This is a genomic window from Domibacillus antri (genome assembly GCF_001936625.1).
In the GTDB taxonomy this organism is placed as follows: domain Bacteria; phylum Bacillota; class Bacilli; order Bacillales; family Domibacillaceae; genus Domibacillus; species Domibacillus antri.
Genome location: NZ_MSDU01000026.1, coordinates 32,577 through 47,865 on the forward strand (window position 1 = coordinate 32,577; position 15,289 = coordinate 47,865).

The window sequence follows — 15,289 nt, forward strand, 5'->3', positions numbered from 1 at the left end:
CAGCAGAAGGAACAGATGGTTTTAAAATTGAAGAGGCACCTGCTCTATGATACGATTTAATCAATGGAGGATTTGATGAGTTTTCATTTCATTTTCCGCCATTTTTCGGCATTTAAGAATCTATTCCTTATTTAGGAGGAGTCAATTTGATAAAACTCGTGAAAGGACAGAAAGTGGATTTGACGAAACAGTCTTCGATCCGGACATCTATACGTCTTGGGCTTGGATGGGATATAAGCAAAGATATGACACCCCGATACGACTTAGATATTGTGGCCTTATTAGTTGATGATGATGGCGTTGTCCGTTCTCCTGAACATATCGTTTTTTATAATCAGTTGACGGCGCTGGACGGTGCGGTTGTTTTATCAAATGATAATCAAACAGGCGCAGGAACGGGTGATGATGAAGAATTGTTCCTTCAACTGTCTCATGTACCCGGATTCATCGACAAAGTAGTGGCGGCAATTGTTGTTCATGATGCGGATGAGCGCGGCCAAACATTTGGTGAAATGAAAGATGCGTTTGTACGTATTGTAAATGAAGATACAAAACAAGAAATGTACCGATACGAATTGGGAAAGGATTTTGCAGGCGAGACAGCAATTGTCGCTGGTGAAGTGTATCGGACAAAGAATGGCTGGGTATTTTCGGCGTTAGGAAAGAGCATTGATGGAGGGCTTTTTTCTTTGTGCAGAGAATACGGTATAAATGAACTGCCAGCCTCCTTTTTTACAAAAAAAGAAGCGATGACTAAATTATCTCCGCTGCACGTAAAAAAGCCATTTTTCTAAGATTGGTTTCATGTTGATAGGAGGGCTATAGATGACAAGTGTATATGAGTTTCATGTAAAAAAACCGAATGGTGAAATGGCAGCGCTGAAAGAATACGAAGGCAAGCTGTTGATCATTGTGAATACGGCAAGTAAATGCGGATTCACGCCACAATTTGCCGGGCTTCAGTCACTATATGAAAAATATAAAGATCAGGGTTTGACAGTACTTGGATTTCCGTGTGATCAGTTTAATAATCAAGAGTTTGATGACATTGAAAAAACGACGGAATTTTGCCGTGTAAATTATGGCGTCACGTTTCCAATGTTTGCGAAAGTCGACGTGAACGGTGAAAATGCAGATCCATTGTTCAACTATTTAACGACAGAAAAAAAAGGCCTTTTATCGAAAAAAATCAAGTGGAATTTCACAAAATTTTTAGTGGACCGTGATGGACAGGTTGTTGAGCGGTACGCGCCAACAACCGATCCGGAAAAAATAGAAGCGGATTTGAAAAACGTCCTATAATTCAGTCACATTTTGTCAGAGGCAATCCGAAGAATAAGAGTGGTACATGAGTCTTAGACATGAGCTGCACTGAAAACGGAGAGAACAAATTAAAAAGCGCCGGGGCACTTTACACTCCAGCGCTTTTTTGTTATGAAATGGCTTTTTTAATGATGCGGATCTCGGTTTCAATGTCACTGACACGCGTTGATAAATCAAGAACAACCGCCCCTTGTTCAGTATTATAAGCTGTTTGCTGGTGGATCATGTCCACTTTATTTTCAAGGTTAGTCAAGCGGTCATCCATTTGTAAGAGGTGTTCATCCAATTGCGAGAAGCGCTCATCGATCTGTAAGAAACGTTCGTCAATTTGCGAGAAACGTTCATCGATTTGAGAAAAACGTTCGTCGATGTGTAAAAGCTGTTCATCAATTTGCGAAAAACGTTTTTCCATGCGTTTATCCATTTCACTAATACGCTGATCCATTATTTCCAAACGGTGATATAGCGGGTCAATAGCTTCCTTTAAGACGGATTGCAGCATAAATTTGAGGTCATTTTTTTCCATTGTGGTTTCATCTCCCGGGGATTGGATGGTTGTCCAGCGGCGCAAGATAGAAGTCCTTCACATTCTAACATGGATCGGGCAAATGTGACAGATAGAATTTTCATTGTAATGGCCGTCTTTCCTCATGAATACATTAATGCAGGAAAGGGTGATGGGCATGTGCGGAATAACCGGATGGGTGGATTATCACCGGGATTTGACGAAAGAAAAAGGAAACGTCGCAAACATGGCAGCGACTTTAAAAAAGCGCGGGCCGGACGATTTTCGTATATGGACAGCGCGCCATGCGGCATTTGGTCATACGCGTCTTGTTGTTGTAGATCCGGCGGGCGGTGCGCAGCCGATGACACGGAATCAATATACCATTGCCTACAATGGCGAGCTGTATAACACAGAAGAGATCATGAAGGAGCTGCTCACAAAAGGATATACGTTTCAAGGGCATTCTGATACAGAAGTGCTGTTAACGGCTTTTATGGAATGGAGGGAACAGTGTGTATATCATTTGAATGGAATTTTTGCATTCGGCGTCTGGGATGAAACCAGACAGGAGCTTTTTATGGCAAGGGATCGATTAGGTGTAAAGCCGCTTTTTTTTAAGGAATCGAAGGGGTCTTTTTTATTCGGTTCAGAGATAAAATCACTGCTTGCACATCGAGATGTGAAGGCGGAAGTGGACCGCGCCGGACTGATGGAGTTGATTGCGCTCGGTCCCGGGCGAACGCCGGGAAACGGGGTGATTAAAGAAATCAAGGAATTGAGGGCAGCACATGCGTTGACATATAACAAGAGCGGCTTGACTATTTGGAGGTATTGGAATGTCAAAAGCAGTGAACATACTCATTCACTCGATGAAACAGCAGAACATGTCCGTTTTTTGCTAAAGGATGCGGTTGAGCGGCAGTTGACGGCGGATGTACCGGTTTGTACATTTTTGTCCGGCGGTGTGGATTCGAGTGCTATCAGTGTTTTTGCGGCCGATTTCTTTCGTGAAAATAGCCGGGGACCGCTCCATACGTATTCGATTGAATATGAAGAAAACAGCCGTTTTTTTAAACAAAGTCTATTTCAACCTGGTGAAGACCATCCATGGATCGAAAGAATGCAAAAATATACGGGTTCCGTTCATCATACTGCGGTTATAGGTCAAAACACGCTTGCGGAAAAGCTGAAAGAAGCGATGATCGCACGTGATTTGCCGGGTATGGCAGATGTGGATTCTTCATTATTGTGGTTTTGTGAGGAAATTAAGCATGACTTTACGGTCGGGCTGTCCGGTGAATGCGCGGATGAGATTTTTGGCGGCTATCCATGGTTTTACAGGGAGGAGCTGTTAAATGCAAATGGATTTCCATGGATGAGGTCTCTGCCTGAAAAGAAACGCTTGTTGAACGAAAAATGGCAGAAAGTCCTTCCGTTAGAAGAGTATGTGCAGGAGCGGTATGACGATATGGCCGCTGAAACACCCCGGCTTGATGGAGAGAGTATGATGGAGAATCGGCGCCGGGAGATGTTTTATGTAAATATGGTTTCATTTATGGCGTCGCTTCTAGAGAGGAAAGACCGGATGAGTATGGGCGCAGGACTTGAAGTCAGAGTGCCGTTTGCTGATCACCGGCTGGTTGAGTATGCATGGAATATTCCGTGGGAAATGAAAATGGCGGATGGACGGGAAAAAGGTATTTTAAGGAAGGCTCTTAATGGACTGCTGCCTGATGATGTGCTGTACCGTAAAAAAAGTCCATATCCGAAGACGCATCATCCGGACTACACAGCATTGGTCAGCCGAATGCTGAGGGAGATTTTATCAAAAGACTCGCCGCTTCTTGAATTTTTCTCGCGTGAAATATTACAAGAAATGGTGGATTCAGGAGGAACATCATTTCAGGTTCCATGGTTTGGTCAGCTTATGACAGGGCCGCAACTGATGGCGTATTTTATTCAAATGAATATGTGGTTTGAAGAATACAATGTAAGATTATGTGACAATTAAGATGTTTTCTTCCGGCAAATCGGGGAATATAATAACAAACAAGGAAGGAGTGCTGACAATGAAAACGAACAAAATGAAGTGTGTTTATCGAAGTGGACACGGTGAGTGGAAGCAAGGCGAATTGTTCGAGGAAGAATTGAACATCGGAGAAGGCACTCACTTTCATATAAAATGCGGTGAGTCGTCAAAGTTTTATGACATGGTATCTGACCGATATTTGGCAGATAGAAAGGACCGGCAAAAGACATACTATAAATTCGAAACGCCTGATGCGGTTCAAGCGGATGACCGTTTTTACAGTGTCGCAAGCATTGACCACCGGAATCAAGATATTACATTTGATATACACAGTGAATGACCGAATAGATGTTTCAAGGGGCTCGCTTCTTCGGAAGGGGGTCTTTTTTCGTTGAGAGGAAGGGATTCGAAAATTTCTGTTTTATCTGATAATATTTTGTGGTAAATTAGGTGAATAACTGGAGAGGATGAAAGAAATGACACAATTGCAAAATGTAAGTATTATCAAGAAAGCGAATATTTATTTTGACGGAAAAGTAACGAGCCGGACCGTTTTATTTCCGGATGGGACGAAAAAAACACTAGGTATTATGCTGCCCGGAGAATATGAATTTTCAACGGATTTAAAAGAAGAAATGGATATCTTGGCTGGAAAGCTTGACTATAAATTGACGGGTCAGGATTGGAAAACGATCGAAGGAAGCGGTGTTTTTTATGTCCCGGCCAATGAGACCTTCCAATTAAAAGTACATACAACAACTGATTATTGCTGTTCATATTTGAATGAGTAATACATAAGCAGTGTATGAGAACATTTCTTCGGAAGTGTTCTTTTTCGTGTTATAAAAGAAAAAAGGAGCCGATGAAGCCGGCTCCAAAACACATTAATGCTGCAGTAAATCCGCCACAATTTCAAAAGAGTGAAGGCGCGCTTCATGATCAAATATTTGAGCATTAACCATAATTTCATCCGCTTCTGTTTCTTGAATAAATGCATCCAGTTTGTGTTTAACCGTTTCGGGGCTGCCGATGATGGCCATGGAGAATTTTTGCTGTAAAGTCGCTTTTTCAAACTCATTCCATAACTTGTCCATATTGTCAACGGGCGGCTGCAGCGGTATCGGGTTATTACGGATTAGATTAAGGGAATGCTGCTGCATTGACGTGGCTAAGTGTTGTGCTTCTTCGTCTGTGTCAGCGGCAATAATATTTACGCCGAGCATCGCATAAGGTTTGTCAAGCACGTCTGACGGCTGAAAGTGACGGCGATATAAAGAGAGCGCCGGCAGAGTGTTATCAGGTGAGAAATGGCTCGCAAATGAAAAAGGCAAACCAAGCTGTCCGGCCAGCTGGGCGCTGAAGCCGCTTGAACCCAGCAGCCAGATCGGCACGTTCAACCCCTCGCCTGGGATTGCCCGGACCGGCTTTCTTCCCAGTTCAAAATAAGCGCAAAGTTCCGCCAGCTGGTCAGGAAAATCGTGACCGTCACTCCGGCTGTCGCGTCGAAGGGCCCGCATTGTGACTTGATCTGTTCCCGGTGCGCGGCCGAGACCGAGGTCAATGCGGCCTGGAAACAAAAATTCAAGCGTTCCAAATTGTTCCGCAATCACAAGAGGCGAATGATTCGGCAGCATGATGCCGCCTGAGCCCACGCGGATTGTTTTTGTAGCCGCAGCAACATGTCCGATGACAACGGCAGTAGCGGAGCTTGCGATGCCCGGCATATTATGGTGCTCAGCGAGCCAGTATCGATTATAGCCCCACTTTTCGGCATGCTGAGCAAGGTCAGCCGTGTTGCGGAAAGAGTCGGAAGGTGTTCCGCCTGCTGTAATGGGGGACAGGTCAAGAACGGAGTATTTGATGGACATAGTGGTTACACTTCTTTCTATGTATGGTTTGTATAAGTGTAGCAGGAATACTTCGTGGGGCAAAATAAAATGACTTGATTTACATCATCAAATGGAGTAGTATACTCATACAAGCTGCGTTGTACGTAATGAATAATTAAGTTTTAACCTTTAAGCTGTAATCGGGAGTTTTAAATAAGAACGGGAATGACATGCCTCTGTCGATACGACAAGGGGGACAGGCAGGAACGTTTTTGCGGACACCCACTTTGAGGAGTGGTGGTTTAAAACTTTTTTATAAAATGAATACGGCAAAGGCGGCTTTCGTCATTATGACCTTCTAAATCAGTTCCTTTTGGGGCTGATTTTTTTGTTTTCGAAACGCTGTTCCCACATACATGTTACAAGATCGGGACTCATATATATAACAAAGAGGGGGGAACAAATGATGAAAAGGGATATTGTTACGCTATTGGGAGGTTTTCTGACTTCTCTTTTCTTGTTCCTTGGCACAATCGGTGTCTCATTTGACTGGTTTACACCAAAAAGCATCGATGCGTTTATAATGCTTTCCAGTGCAGCCGGCGCACTATTCATTAACCTGTACGCAGTTTGGAAAAATACGTATGTCAGCAAGAAAGCCCGGAAGCAAAAAGAAGTGTTGAAACAAAAAGGATTGAAGTGATAAAAGCAGCGTAATATACACGGCAGGCTCCATTCTGCTGTGTATTTTTATTATTATAAATTTCCTTTTTAAACATACGAAATATAACAAATGTAAAAAATGTTAATTATAGGTGAATGATTTTTGAATTTTAAAAATTGATTAAAGTGAAACAGAACCTAGAGGATGAGTTTGGAAAGTCATTTATTCGAGGATATTTTATCCTTCGCCGGCATCGTTGTACTTACAAAATCTTGTCAGCAAATTTAAATATAGGATGTAATAAGGTAAGAAAAGCTTGTATACTTTAAACAAGCATAGTTTGTGTCGGATGAAGTCGAATAAAAGAACAAGGAGGGCCGGATTATTTATGAATAGAAAATTAAAATTAGGCGCAAAGATCAATTTAATGGTTATTGGTATTATTTTGTTCTTATCAATAATCGTCGGAGCTGTGGTCATTCAGCAAGTTGGTGCCGGAATCAAGCAATTTGCGGTTGAAAAGGCAAAAGGAGATCTTAGCCTGGCATATCGTTACATTGACAATAAATTTCCGGGAGAATGGGCCATTAAAGACGGCCAGCTTTATAAAGGCGATACGGTTATGAATGAAAATTTTGAAACGGTTGATAAAATCGGGGAAGATACAGGCGATACGGTCACTATTTTCCAGGGAAATACCCGCATTGCAACCAATGTTATGACGGACGGGGAAAGGGCGATCGGAACAGCAGTTTCACCAGAAGTGGAACAGGCGGTGCTCGAAAAGGGTGAAAATTATTATGGTGAAGCAGAAGTTGCGGGAAACTGGTATCAAACAACCTATATGCCGTTAAAAGACAGCGCCGGAGAGGAAATCGGGATCTTTTATGTGGGCGCATCGCAGCAAATTATTGATCAAACCATTTCCGGTTTCTTAAAAATATTTTTGGTTGTCTTGTTGGTGATTATTCTCTTAGCATCTCTCGTCATTTTATGGTTCACACGAAGATTAAAAAAGCGGTTAACAGCCATTTCAACAGCGCTCGACAAAGCTGGAAACGGGGATTTTACCACAGAGGTGAAGGATCATGCAGGAGATGAACTGACGGATCTTGCCAACAGTTACAATTCGACGAGGGAAAGCTTGCGGACAATGATTATGGAAGTGTTACAAACATCCGAACAGGTAGCGGCTTCATCCGAGCAACTAACTGCCAGTGCGGAGCAGACAAGCCGGGCGACGGAAGAGATTACGGAATCTGTTCAGCACATTGCGAACGGTGCTGAAAATACGACATCCAGTTTAGAAGAAAGCGCGAAATCACTGGAAGAAGTGTCACTCGCAGTCGGCAGCATTGCTGAAAATTCAAATACGATTGCAGAAGCGGGTTCAAAAACGGCGGAACAGGCAAAAACAGGAGGAGAATTTGTCGGGAAAACAGCTCTTCAAATGGAAACCATCGATCGTTCGGTTAACGAAAGCGGAGAGGCGATCAAGCTTTTGGATACACGATCGCAGGAGATTGGTGAAATTTCCAAAGTGATTACCGATATTGCGAATCAGACGAATTTGCTGGCGCTCAATGCCGCCATTGAAGCGGCACGGGCAGGGGAGCAGGGAAAAGGATTTGCAGTAGTGGCGGATGAAGTTCGCAAACTGGCCGAACAATCGCAGCAGTCCTCTACGCAAATTTCTGAGCTGATAAAAGAAATTCAAGTGAATATGGGCCGTTCCAATCTGGCCATTAATCGAGTGAAAACAGAAGTAAAAGAAGGTCTGGATATCGTCGGGGAAACGGAAAAAAGATTTACCGAAATTATACAGTCCATGGATCAAATCGGTACTCAAATTGATGATATGGCAGCAACAGCCCAGCAAATTTCCGCCAGTGCACAGGAATTATCAGCCACGGTTACGAACATTACGACAGTTTCAAAAGAAGCTTCGATTCATACGCAAAGTGTAGCGGCCTCCACAGAAGAGCAGATGGCTTCGATGGAAGAAATATCATCCGCATCAAATGTGCTGGCTGAAATGGCGATGAATTTACAAGCGCTGGTCAGCAAATTTAAAGTGTAAAAAAGGGAAACACAGCATGAACGTGATTTTCATTGACTGATTGTCCAATTTAGCAAATTATTCATGCCTGATCTTCGTTTGTATGGCATTTATATCAATTAAGGAAGGAGATGTCTCAAGAATATATCGAGACATCTCCTTTTTATTTCGATGGCGGAGTAATCCGTCCTAAATGAAGTTGAATTCAGTTGAGATATTCGTTTATCCAGCCAAAATGGTGAAAAATCTGACCCTACATTGGCAACTTATGGGCCCCCTCCTTTTTTATCTCAAGAAATCATTACCAATTCAATGAAACAAACTATTTGAATTAAAGCTTATTTTGGAATTGATACTGATTCATTAACTTGTCAAGCCGCTGACTATGTTGAATAGTCTCAATATGATCAAGTCCTTTTGTTGTTCCGGTGGAAATCATTAACTTGCGTACTGTTTTGATTTGCACCATTAATTCATCAAAGCTTTCATGATTATTCATGAATAAGAACCTCCAAAAATATAATATTCATACTGCTTGAAAACGCAACAGGGAGTAGTATAGGAGATTTTACACGATCAAGAAATAGATTCGACAAAAGTTCTTATAACCATACATACTTGTCGAGATTTCGGGGACGGAATTGATTGGCTTCGCTTTTTAAGTGCAGTAAAATAATAAAGAATTATGACAAATGAAAAGGGAATGACGATGAAAAAAACAGGGAGAATTGCGACGGGAATCATTGCTGTGATCTATACATTTTTTCAAATACAATTTTTTGATGATCCATTTCAGAAAGAAATAGTAGATGTTTTATCGTTTACAATGGTTGTTTTCTTTTTAGGCTGGCAGTATGATCGGGCTAAATTCGATGTAAAGCTGCGAAAGGAAAGTGCGGAAAGCTATAAACAGCTTGTGGAGCTGCTGCCGGAAGCAGTGATGATTTATACAAATGAAAAAATTCTTTATGTAAATAAAGCAGCGGAAATCATGCTGGCAGCTCAAGAAAAAAATGAAGTAATCGGACGATCTGTTTTTTCGTTCATTCTTGCCGATTATCAGCAGCTGTCGACACAGCATATTGAAGAAGTATATAAAGAAAAGCAGCCGGTTATGCAATCAGAAAAAGAGCTAAAAAGGCTTGATGGGAAGGTCATTGCTTGTGAAGTGTCATCACTTTATATCGTTTTTGAAGGGGGAGAGGCCGTATTATCTATTATAAAAGATTTGACGGAACAGAAAGAACAAACGGCACGTCTTTTGCAAAAATCAGAAAAGCTGGCTATTGTAGGACAGCTTGCGGCCGGGATTGCCCATGAAATCCGAAATCCGCTTACATCATTGAAAGGATTTATTCAGTTATCCCGCATGCAGGATGAGCACAAGCAGGAGTATTTTGATATTATGCTGACGGAGCTCGACCGGATTAATCTGATCGTCAGCGAGCTTTTAGGACTGTCAAAGCCGATTGACGTTTTGTATAAAGAACAGGATTTAAAGCCGTTGCTGCAGGATGTTGTCGCACTGATCAATTCACAGGCGGTGATGGAAAATGTCCTTATCTCAGTGGCGTTTGAACCAGACATTCCAACCGTTTTTTGTGAAGAAAACCAATTAAAACAAGTGTTTATTAACTTGTTGAAAAATGCGATTGAAGCGATGCCGGCCGGCGGCGATATTAAAGTCGATATGAAACATAAAGGTGGTAAAGTAGCGCTTTATGTTTTAGACGAAGGGATCGGTATCCCCGAAGACAGGATGCCAAAGCTTGGTGAACCATTTTATACGACAAAAGAAAAAGGGACAGGGCTCGGGTTAATGACATGCTGCAAAATTATTGAAAATCATGGAGGGGAATTAAATATTTTCAGCAAAGTAGGCGAAGGGACGACTGTGGAAATCGTTTTGCCAACACAAAAAAACCCGGCTGTTGACATGCCGGGCACTGCCATTATGATTTGAAAAATGCTTTTTCCGTGTTATATTTCGCATGTAGGGTATTAATGATATACGTTTCGTAAATGTCACGTTCCATCGGGCTGTCCACTATGCAGACGACAATTTTATGTACATCATCGCGGTGATTTTTAATGTCAGACACGTTGTCTTCAAAATGTTTGCGGATGCGCATGCGTAATTTGCGTGCTTTTCCGACAAACAGCAGGTTATCGTCTGCATCATAAAACATAAAAATCCCTGCTTTATCTCGCGGAATTTTATGATAATCCGTAAATCCGTACTCTCGGGCAATCGGGGCTTCGCTCGTATCTTCCGGATTTCGTTTTCTTGTTAAAATGAAGTCGGCATTCGGCATGTCAATTTTAATCAAATTCAATCACTTCCTATTCTTTCGCATAATGATACAATGCTATCATAACAGAGAAAGGGGAGATGGTGGGTGTCTATTTTAGTTTGGACGGGAATTATTTTATTATTCATTACCAGCTTCATTGGGTTTGTTTTTCCGATTGTGCCATCTGTGCTTGTTTTATGGGCGGGGTTCGCTCTTTTTTATTTCGGCATCAGCAAAGAAGAACTGTCTGCTATTTTCTGGATCGGCATGCTTCTATTTACTGTTCTCATTTTTGCTGCTGATTTCCTTGTCAACAGCTATTTTGTAAAAAAGTACGGTGGATCACAATGGGGAGAATGGGTGGGAGTTATAGCGATTATCGCCGGCTCTTTTATTATTCCGCCGTTTGGGATTATCGTTGTTCCTTTTGCAGCTGTGCTGGTGACGGAATTAATCATTCAAAAAAATGTGAAAAGAGCATTTCTGGCGGCTTACGCAACGCTTGTTGCTTTTTTAAGCGGGACACTGGCAAAAGTCGTTATTCAACTAATCATGATATGCTGGTTTTTTATTGAAACGTTCATGTAAATGACGTTAGGATTTTTATGATCAGATCTGTCCTTTCCTTCATTTGTACAATCAATTGCTTCAAAGAATAATTTGCGTCCTGGATTTTTCGAGAAAAAAATGGCTGCAAGATGTGAAAAGCAGAAAAAGCGGATTCCCAAGAAGGGAATCACGCTTTTTTTTGTTCGGCTTCAGCCGGTTTACGAAATGTATTGTTTTGCAGGGAATTCGTGAAACGGGTTCCGTTTTTCATCTCACTTCCACAAAATGGGCACGACGGCGAATTATCTTCTGAAAAGTTCTTTCTCATCCAGCCATTGCAGTCGTCCGATGAACACTCCCACGTCTCAATATCGACGTTTGGCAATGGCTCGGTGCGATTTTTGCTGTAATAAGACATAACGTCACCCCCGGGTTAAATTTGTCATTCGTTCCTATTGTCTCACATTTTAGGCAGGAATAATACAGGAATATTAATTTTTTGGGAAGTTTAATTAAAAACAGCTAAGAAAATGAATTGCCTTTTCATTTGTAATCGTATACAATAATTTTTGCGCGTTATCCAGATGTATAGGCAAGTCCATTTTCTCCGGGTCCTCTTTTCTAAAAATTTTTTCACTTAAGTATTGATATTTAGAATGTAATCGATTACAATCAGGTTACAAACTAAATATTAATTAAGAAATGAGAGAGCCTCTATGGTGAGCATTAAAGATGTGGCGAAGAAAGCGAATGTTTCGACTGCAACAGTTTCGAGAGTCATCAGCAGACCTGAGGCTGTCAAAGAAGAAACATCGATGAAAGTTATGAAAGCGATTCATGAATTAAAATATCAGCCGAATGTTTTAGCCCGTCAGCTCAGAAAATTGGAAACAAAAACAATCTTGGTAATTGTGCCGGATATTACGAATACCTTCTTTTCCAAAGTATTAAGAGGTATTGAATATGTTGCCGTGTCAAAAGGGTATAAAGTACTTCTCGGAGATGCCGGCAATGACGTGGCGCGGGAGGGTGAGTTTTTAAATGTCTTACGACAGAAACAGGCGGATGGAATCGTCCTGTTGACCGCAAGAATGGAGACCAGCCTGATTGAAGAGTTCGCGCTTGATTATCCGCTCGTCCTTGCATGTGAGTACATTGAAGGTTCAACAATCCCGACTGTATCTATTGATAATATCAGCGGTGCAAGGAAAGCAACGGAATATTTAATTTCTTTGGGACATAAAAAAATCGGCATGATTACAGGACCGTTGAATGTTGTCCTCGGACGGGATCGATTGAAAGGCTTTTCACAGGCGATGGCGAGACACGACCTTCCTGTTGAGCCATCTTTAGTCCAGGAAGGAAACTTCACTTATGACAGTGGATATAACATGATGCTGAAGTTTTTGGCATTAAGCAATCCGCCGACTGCGGTATTTGCAGCAAATGATGAGATGGCATTCGGTGCAGTGAAAGCGGTTAAAGACAGAAGGATGCGCGTTCCTGAAGATATTTCGGTCATTGGTTTTGATGATATCGAATTTTCGTCGATTTTTGAGCCGCCTTTAACAACGATTTCACAGCCAACGTTTGAAATAGGAACAACAGCGATGGAATTACTCTTGAAATTAATAAATGAAGATGAACTAACACGAAATCAGTATATATTGGAAGACAAACTGATTGAGCGTCAATCATGCGTAAGCAATAATAATCCTCTCTAAGCGATCATTTCGAGTTGAAGATATACACAGCGTTAAGAGAGGAATCTTTTTAAGGAATATATGTAATCGATTACAAATAATAGGCTTTTTCCACCAGGAATATTTGAGGAGGTGATGGGTTTCCATCATTGACAAACCGATTCAAATAGACATTATACTTTCGAAACGGAGGCAATTAACAATGAAACTTGGCTATCAAACCAATACATGGGGCGGAGTGGTTGGTCACCCTGCCGGCGTTACGTCAATTAAAGATCTTTACTACCTTGCAAATGGATCTACTGAAGAAGCATTGAAAGAAATCTCCGAAGCGGGATATAAAGGATTTGAAATTTTCGATGGGAACCTGATGCAATATCAAAATAATAAAGAAGGTTTTAAAGCGTTATTGACGCAATACGATTTAACTTTAATCGGAGTATATACAGGCGGAAATTTCATTTATCCTGATGTTTTGGAAGAAGAATTAGCCAAAATTGAAGAAGTGGCTGCACTTTCTGCAGAGTTTGGAGCGAGACACTTAGTGATTGGCGGAGGAGCTGTTCGCTCTGGTGGTATAAGAGAAAGCGATTACAAGGATTTGGGAGAAGCGTTGAATAAGGTGAAAGCGATTGCGGAAAAACATAATCTTATTCCAACATACCACCCGCATTTGGGTACTTGCGTTCAGGCACCGGATCAATTGGACAAGCTTATGCCTCTTACAGACATTGGCTTGTGTCCGGATACAGCTCATATTGAAGCAGGCGGAGGTGATCCGGTTGAAGTTATCCGTAAATATGCAGACCGTATTCATTACATTCATTTTAAAGATTACAAAAACGGCGAGTTTCTTCCATTAGGGGAAGGAAATCAAAAATTTGATGAAATGATCCGCCTTCTTGATGAAGCTGGTTACGATGATTGGATTGTCGTTGAGCTTGATAGTTACGACGTTCCGAAAAAAGGAGCCGAAATCAGCCGCAGTTATTTATCTGCTTTTGAAAATAAAAAATAAACATCATGAACAGGGGGAAGGTTATATGAAAAGAAAATCTTCGTTATTAACAGCTATGCTGTTAAGTGGAAGTCTTGTGCTGGCAGCTTGCGGAGGACAAAATGCTTCAAATGATGCAGAGCCGGCAAACAAGCCGGTAGAAATTCCGGATACCGGTTCATTAACGATTAATCCTGAAATTGAGGATAAGGAAATTTTAGGTACTGGACCATTTGGTGAAGATGCAGTTTCAGCTAAAACATTGGAATTAACAGAAGACGATATTGCCAAGATAAAAGAAGGTAATTATACAGCTGCACTTGTCATGCATTACTCTGGAACGGATTACATGACAGCACAGACAGATGCATTGAAAGCGAGCTTTGAGCGGATGGGTATCGAAGTCATTGCGACAACAGATGCGCAATTTAAAGCAGAAAAGCAAGTGTCAGATATCGAAACGGTTATTGCAAAAAAACCGGATGTTATTGTCAGTGTTCCGGTAGATCCGGTTTCAACAGCATCTGCCTACAAAAAAGCAGCTGATGCAGGAATTAAATTAGTCTTTATGGATGGAACAGCGGAAGGGCTTGAACCTGGAAAGGATTTTGTCAGCATTGTTTCTGGCGATAACTATGGCAATGGCGTAGAAGCGGCCGAAGTAATGGCGAAAGAGCTTGACGGTAAAGGAAAAATCGGAGTTGTGTTCCACGACGCGGATTTCTTCGTAACAAAACAGCGTCAAACTGCTTTTGAAGAAACAATAAAAACGAAATATCCTGACATTGAAATTGTTGCACATGGCGGCATAACAAGCCCTAATGATGGAGAAAAAGTAGCGTCTGCGATGTTGACACAGCATCGGGACCTGGATGGAATATTTGCCATTTGGGATGTGCCGGGTGAAGGTGTTGTAGCTGCTGCCCGTACAGCTGGAAGGGATGACCTTGTCATTACGACTACAGACTTAGGGACAAATGTCGGATTGGAAATGGCATCTGGTGGCACAGTAAAAGGGCTTGGTGCACAGCTTCCATATGACCAAGGAATTGCGGAAGCGATACTGGCCGGATATGCTCTGCTTGGAAAAGAAGCACCATCCTATGTGACAACTCCAGCTGTACAAGTAACAAAAGATAACTTGGCTGAATCATGGAACCTCGTCTACCGGCAAGATGTGCCAGAGCTTATTCAAAATGCAATGAAATAATTCACTACACAAATTATAGGAGGACTATAAAATGAAAAAGTTAAACGTAGGAATGATCGGCGGAGGATTTATGGGGAAAGCACATGCACTGGCTTATGCGGGTATGCCAATGTTTTTCTGGCCA

17 protein-coding genes and 1 other RNA gene are annotated in these 15,289 nt (G+C 41.7%); 13 read left to right on the forward strand and 5 right to left on the reverse strand.

All coding sequences use genetic code 11. From position 1 onward, the window contains the following. Positions 1–146 precede the first annotated feature (146 nt). On the forward strand, positions 147–794 hold the full coding sequence (locus tag BTO30_RS11895; protein WP_075398948.1) for a TerD family protein: 648 nt from the start codon (positions 147–149) through the stop codon (positions 792–794). Positions 795–825: 31 nt separating this feature from the next. Beyond that, positions 826–1,302 carry a glutathione peroxidase gene (locus BTO30_RS11900; RefSeq protein WP_075398949.1) on the forward strand — a complete coding sequence of 159 codons (477 nt, stop codon included), beginning with the start codon at positions 826–828 and terminating at the stop codon, positions 1,300–1,302. 130 nt (positions 1,303–1,432) lie between these two features. Here BTO30_RS11900 and BTO30_RS11905 read toward each other — a convergent pair whose 3' ends face one another. Next, positions 1,433–1,849, reverse strand: a complete 417-nt coding sequence (locus tag BTO30_RS11905) for a hypothetical protein (RefSeq protein WP_143331959.1) — start codon at positions 1,847–1,849, stop codon at positions 1,433–1,435. A 157-nt stretch (positions 1,850–2,006) separates the two neighbouring features. Between BTO30_RS11905 and asnB the strand changes: the two genes are divergently transcribed. The 3 genes from asnB (at position 2,007) to ppnP (ending at position 4,651) form a co-directional block, all read left to right on the forward strand. Further along, positions 2,007–3,842 carry an asparagine synthase (glutamine-hydrolyzing) gene (asnB, locus tag BTO30_RS11910; RefSeq protein WP_075398965.1) on the forward strand — a complete coding sequence of 612 codons (1,836 nt, stop codon included), beginning with the start codon at positions 2,007–2,009 and terminating at the stop codon, positions 3,840–3,842. 58 nt (positions 3,843–3,900) lie between these two features. Next, positions 3,901–4,200: a hypothetical protein gene (locus BTO30_RS11915; RefSeq protein ID WP_075398951.1), complete on the forward strand. Its 300-nt coding sequence runs from the start codon at positions 3,901–3,903 to the stop codon at positions 4,198–4,200. 136 nt (positions 4,201–4,336) lie between these two features. Continuing rightward, positions 4,337–4,651: a pyrimidine/purine nucleoside phosphorylase gene (ppnP, locus tag BTO30_RS11920; RefSeq protein ID WP_075398966.1), complete on the forward strand. Its 315-nt coding sequence runs from the start codon at positions 4,337–4,339 to the stop codon at positions 4,649–4,651. A gap of 93 nt (positions 4,652–4,744) precedes the next feature. Here ppnP and BTO30_RS11925 read toward each other — a convergent pair whose 3' ends face one another. Continuing rightward, on the reverse strand, positions 4,745–5,728 hold the full coding sequence (locus tag BTO30_RS11925; RefSeq protein ID WP_075398952.1) for an LLM class flavin-dependent oxidoreductase: 984 nt from the start codon (positions 5,726–5,728) through the stop codon (positions 4,745–4,747). A 108-nt stretch (positions 5,729–5,836) separates the two neighbouring features. On the opposite strand from BTO30_RS11925, the gene ssrS reads away from it, so the two are divergent. From ssrS to BTO30_RS11940, 3 genes are all read left to right on the forward strand, one after another. Then, a non-coding RNA gene (ssrS, locus tag BTO30_RS11930) (6S RNA) lies at positions 5,837–6,035 on the forward strand. A 117-nt stretch (positions 6,036–6,152) separates the two neighbouring features. After that, positions 6,153–6,392 (forward strand): phage holin, encoded by a 240-nt coding sequence (locus BTO30_RS11935; RefSeq protein WP_075398953.1) that lies wholly within the window; start codon positions 6,153–6,155, stop codon positions 6,390–6,392. 349 nt (positions 6,393–6,741) lie between these two features. Beyond that, positions 6,742–8,433 carry a methyl-accepting chemotaxis protein gene (locus tag BTO30_RS11940; protein ID WP_075398954.1) on the forward strand — a complete coding sequence of 564 codons (1,692 nt, stop codon included), beginning with the start codon at positions 6,742–6,744 and terminating at the stop codon, positions 8,431–8,433. Positions 8,434–8,743: 310 nt separating this feature from the next. On the opposite strand, the gene BTO30_RS11945 is transcribed toward BTO30_RS11940, so the two are convergent. Then, positions 8,744–8,911, reverse strand: a complete 168-nt coding sequence (locus tag BTO30_RS11945) for an aspartyl-phosphate phosphatase Spo0E family protein (RefSeq protein ID WP_075398955.1) — start codon at positions 8,909–8,911, stop codon at positions 8,744–8,746. Positions 8,912–9,121: 210 nt separating this feature from the next. Here BTO30_RS11945 and BTO30_RS11950 point away from each other — a divergent pair, with 210 nt between their 5' ends. After that, complete coding sequence (locus tag BTO30_RS11950; protein ID WP_075398956.1) at positions 9,122–10,375, forward strand: ATP-binding protein; 1,254 nt, start codon at positions 9,122–9,124, stop codon at positions 10,373–10,375. On the opposite strand, the gene BTO30_RS11955 is transcribed toward BTO30_RS11950, so the two are convergent. Then, positions 10,365–10,742, reverse strand: coding sequence for a nucleotide excision repair endonuclease (locus BTO30_RS11955; RefSeq protein ID WP_075398957.1), 378 nt, complete (start codon positions 10,740–10,742; stop codon positions 10,365–10,367). The genes BTO30_RS11950 and BTO30_RS11955 overlap by 11 nt on opposite strands. Positions 10,743–10,811: 69 nt before the next feature. Between BTO30_RS11955 and BTO30_RS11960 the strand changes: the two genes are divergently transcribed. Then, positions 10,812–11,294, forward strand: coding sequence for a DUF456 domain-containing protein (locus BTO30_RS11960; RefSeq protein WP_075398958.1), 483 nt, complete (start codon positions 10,812–10,814; stop codon positions 11,292–11,294). 148 nt (positions 11,295–11,442) lie between these two features. On the opposite strand, the gene BTO30_RS11965 is transcribed toward BTO30_RS11960, so the two are convergent. After that, positions 11,443–11,673 (reverse strand): cold-shock protein, encoded by a 231-nt coding sequence (locus BTO30_RS11965; RefSeq protein WP_075398959.1) that lies wholly within the window; start codon positions 11,671–11,673, stop codon positions 11,443–11,445. A gap of 298 nt (positions 11,674–11,971) precedes the next feature. Between BTO30_RS11965 and BTO30_RS11970 the strand changes: the two genes are divergently transcribed. The 3 genes from BTO30_RS11970 to BTO30_RS11980 all read left to right on the forward strand — a co-directional run bounded on the left by BTO30_RS11970 (position 11,972) and on the right by BTO30_RS11980 (position 15,165). After that, positions 11,972–12,979 carry a LacI family DNA-binding transcriptional regulator gene (locus BTO30_RS11970; RefSeq protein WP_075398960.1) on the forward strand — a complete coding sequence of 336 codons (1,008 nt, stop codon included), beginning with the start codon at positions 11,972–11,974 and terminating at the stop codon, positions 12,977–12,979. A gap of 181 nt (positions 12,980–13,160) precedes the next feature. Next, entirely contained in the window at positions 13,161–13,976 is an 816-nt protein-coding gene (locus BTO30_RS11975; protein ID WP_075398961.1) for a sugar phosphate isomerase/epimerase family protein, read from the forward strand. A gap of 25 nt (positions 13,977–14,001) precedes the next feature. Beyond that, positions 14,002–15,165, forward strand: a complete 1,164-nt coding sequence (locus BTO30_RS11980) for a substrate-binding domain-containing protein (protein WP_075398962.1) — start codon at positions 14,002–14,004, stop codon at positions 15,163–15,165. Positions 15,166–15,289 lie beyond the last annotated feature (124 nt).

Bases quoted from the DNA above. Each gene is read 5' to 3' on its own strand.
- BTO30_RS11970 (WP_075398960.1), top strand. From the start codon at position 11,972: ATGGTGAGCATTAAAGATGTGGCGAAGAAAGCGAATGTTTCGACTGCA.
- BTO30_RS11965 (WP_075398959.1), bottom strand. From the start codon at position 11,673: ATGTCTTATTACAGCAAAAATCGCACCGAGCCATTGCCAAACGTCGAT.
- BTO30_RS11945 (WP_075398955.1), bottom strand. From the start codon at position 8,911: ATGAATAATCATGAAAGCTTTGATGAATTAATGGTGCAAATCAAAACA.
- BTO30_RS11950 (WP_075398956.1), top strand. From the start codon at position 9,122: ATGAAAAAAACAGGGAGAATTGCGACGGGAATCATTGCTGTGATCTAT.
- BTO30_RS11900 (WP_075398949.1), top strand. From the start codon at position 826: ATGACAAGTGTATATGAGTTTCATGTAAAAAAACCGAATGGTGAAATG.
- BTO30_RS11915 (WP_075398951.1), top strand. From the start codon at position 3,901: ATGAAAACGAACAAAATGAAGTGTGTTTATCGAAGTGGACACGGTGAG.
- BTO30_RS11935 (WP_075398953.1), top strand. From the start codon at position 6,153: ATGATGAAAAGGGATATTGTTACGCTATTGGGAGGTTTTCTGACTTCT.
- BTO30_RS11980 (WP_075398962.1), top strand. From the start codon at position 14,002: ATGAAAAGAAAATCTTCGTTATTAACAGCTATGCTGTTAAGTGGAAGT.
- BTO30_RS11940 (WP_075398954.1), top strand. From the start codon at position 6,742: ATGAATAGAAAATTAAAATTAGGCGCAAAGATCAATTTAATGGTTATT.
- BTO30_RS11975 (WP_075398961.1), top strand. From the start codon at position 13,161: ATGAAACTTGGCTATCAAACCAATACATGGGGCGGAGTGGTTGGTCAC.
- BTO30_RS11925 (WP_075398952.1), bottom strand. From the start codon at position 5,728: ATGTCCATCAAATACTCCGTTCTTGACCTGTCCCCCATTACAGCAGGC.
- ppnP (WP_075398966.1), top strand. From the start codon at position 4,337: ATGACACAATTGCAAAATGTAAGTATTATCAAGAAAGCGAATATTTAT.
- asnB (WP_075398965.1), top strand. From the start codon at position 2,007: ATGTGCGGAATAACCGGATGGGTGGATTATCACCGGGATTTGACGAAA.
- BTO30_RS11905 (WP_143331959.1), bottom strand. From the start codon at position 1,849: ATGGAAAAAAATGACCTCAAATTTATGCTGCAATCCGTCTTAAAGGAA.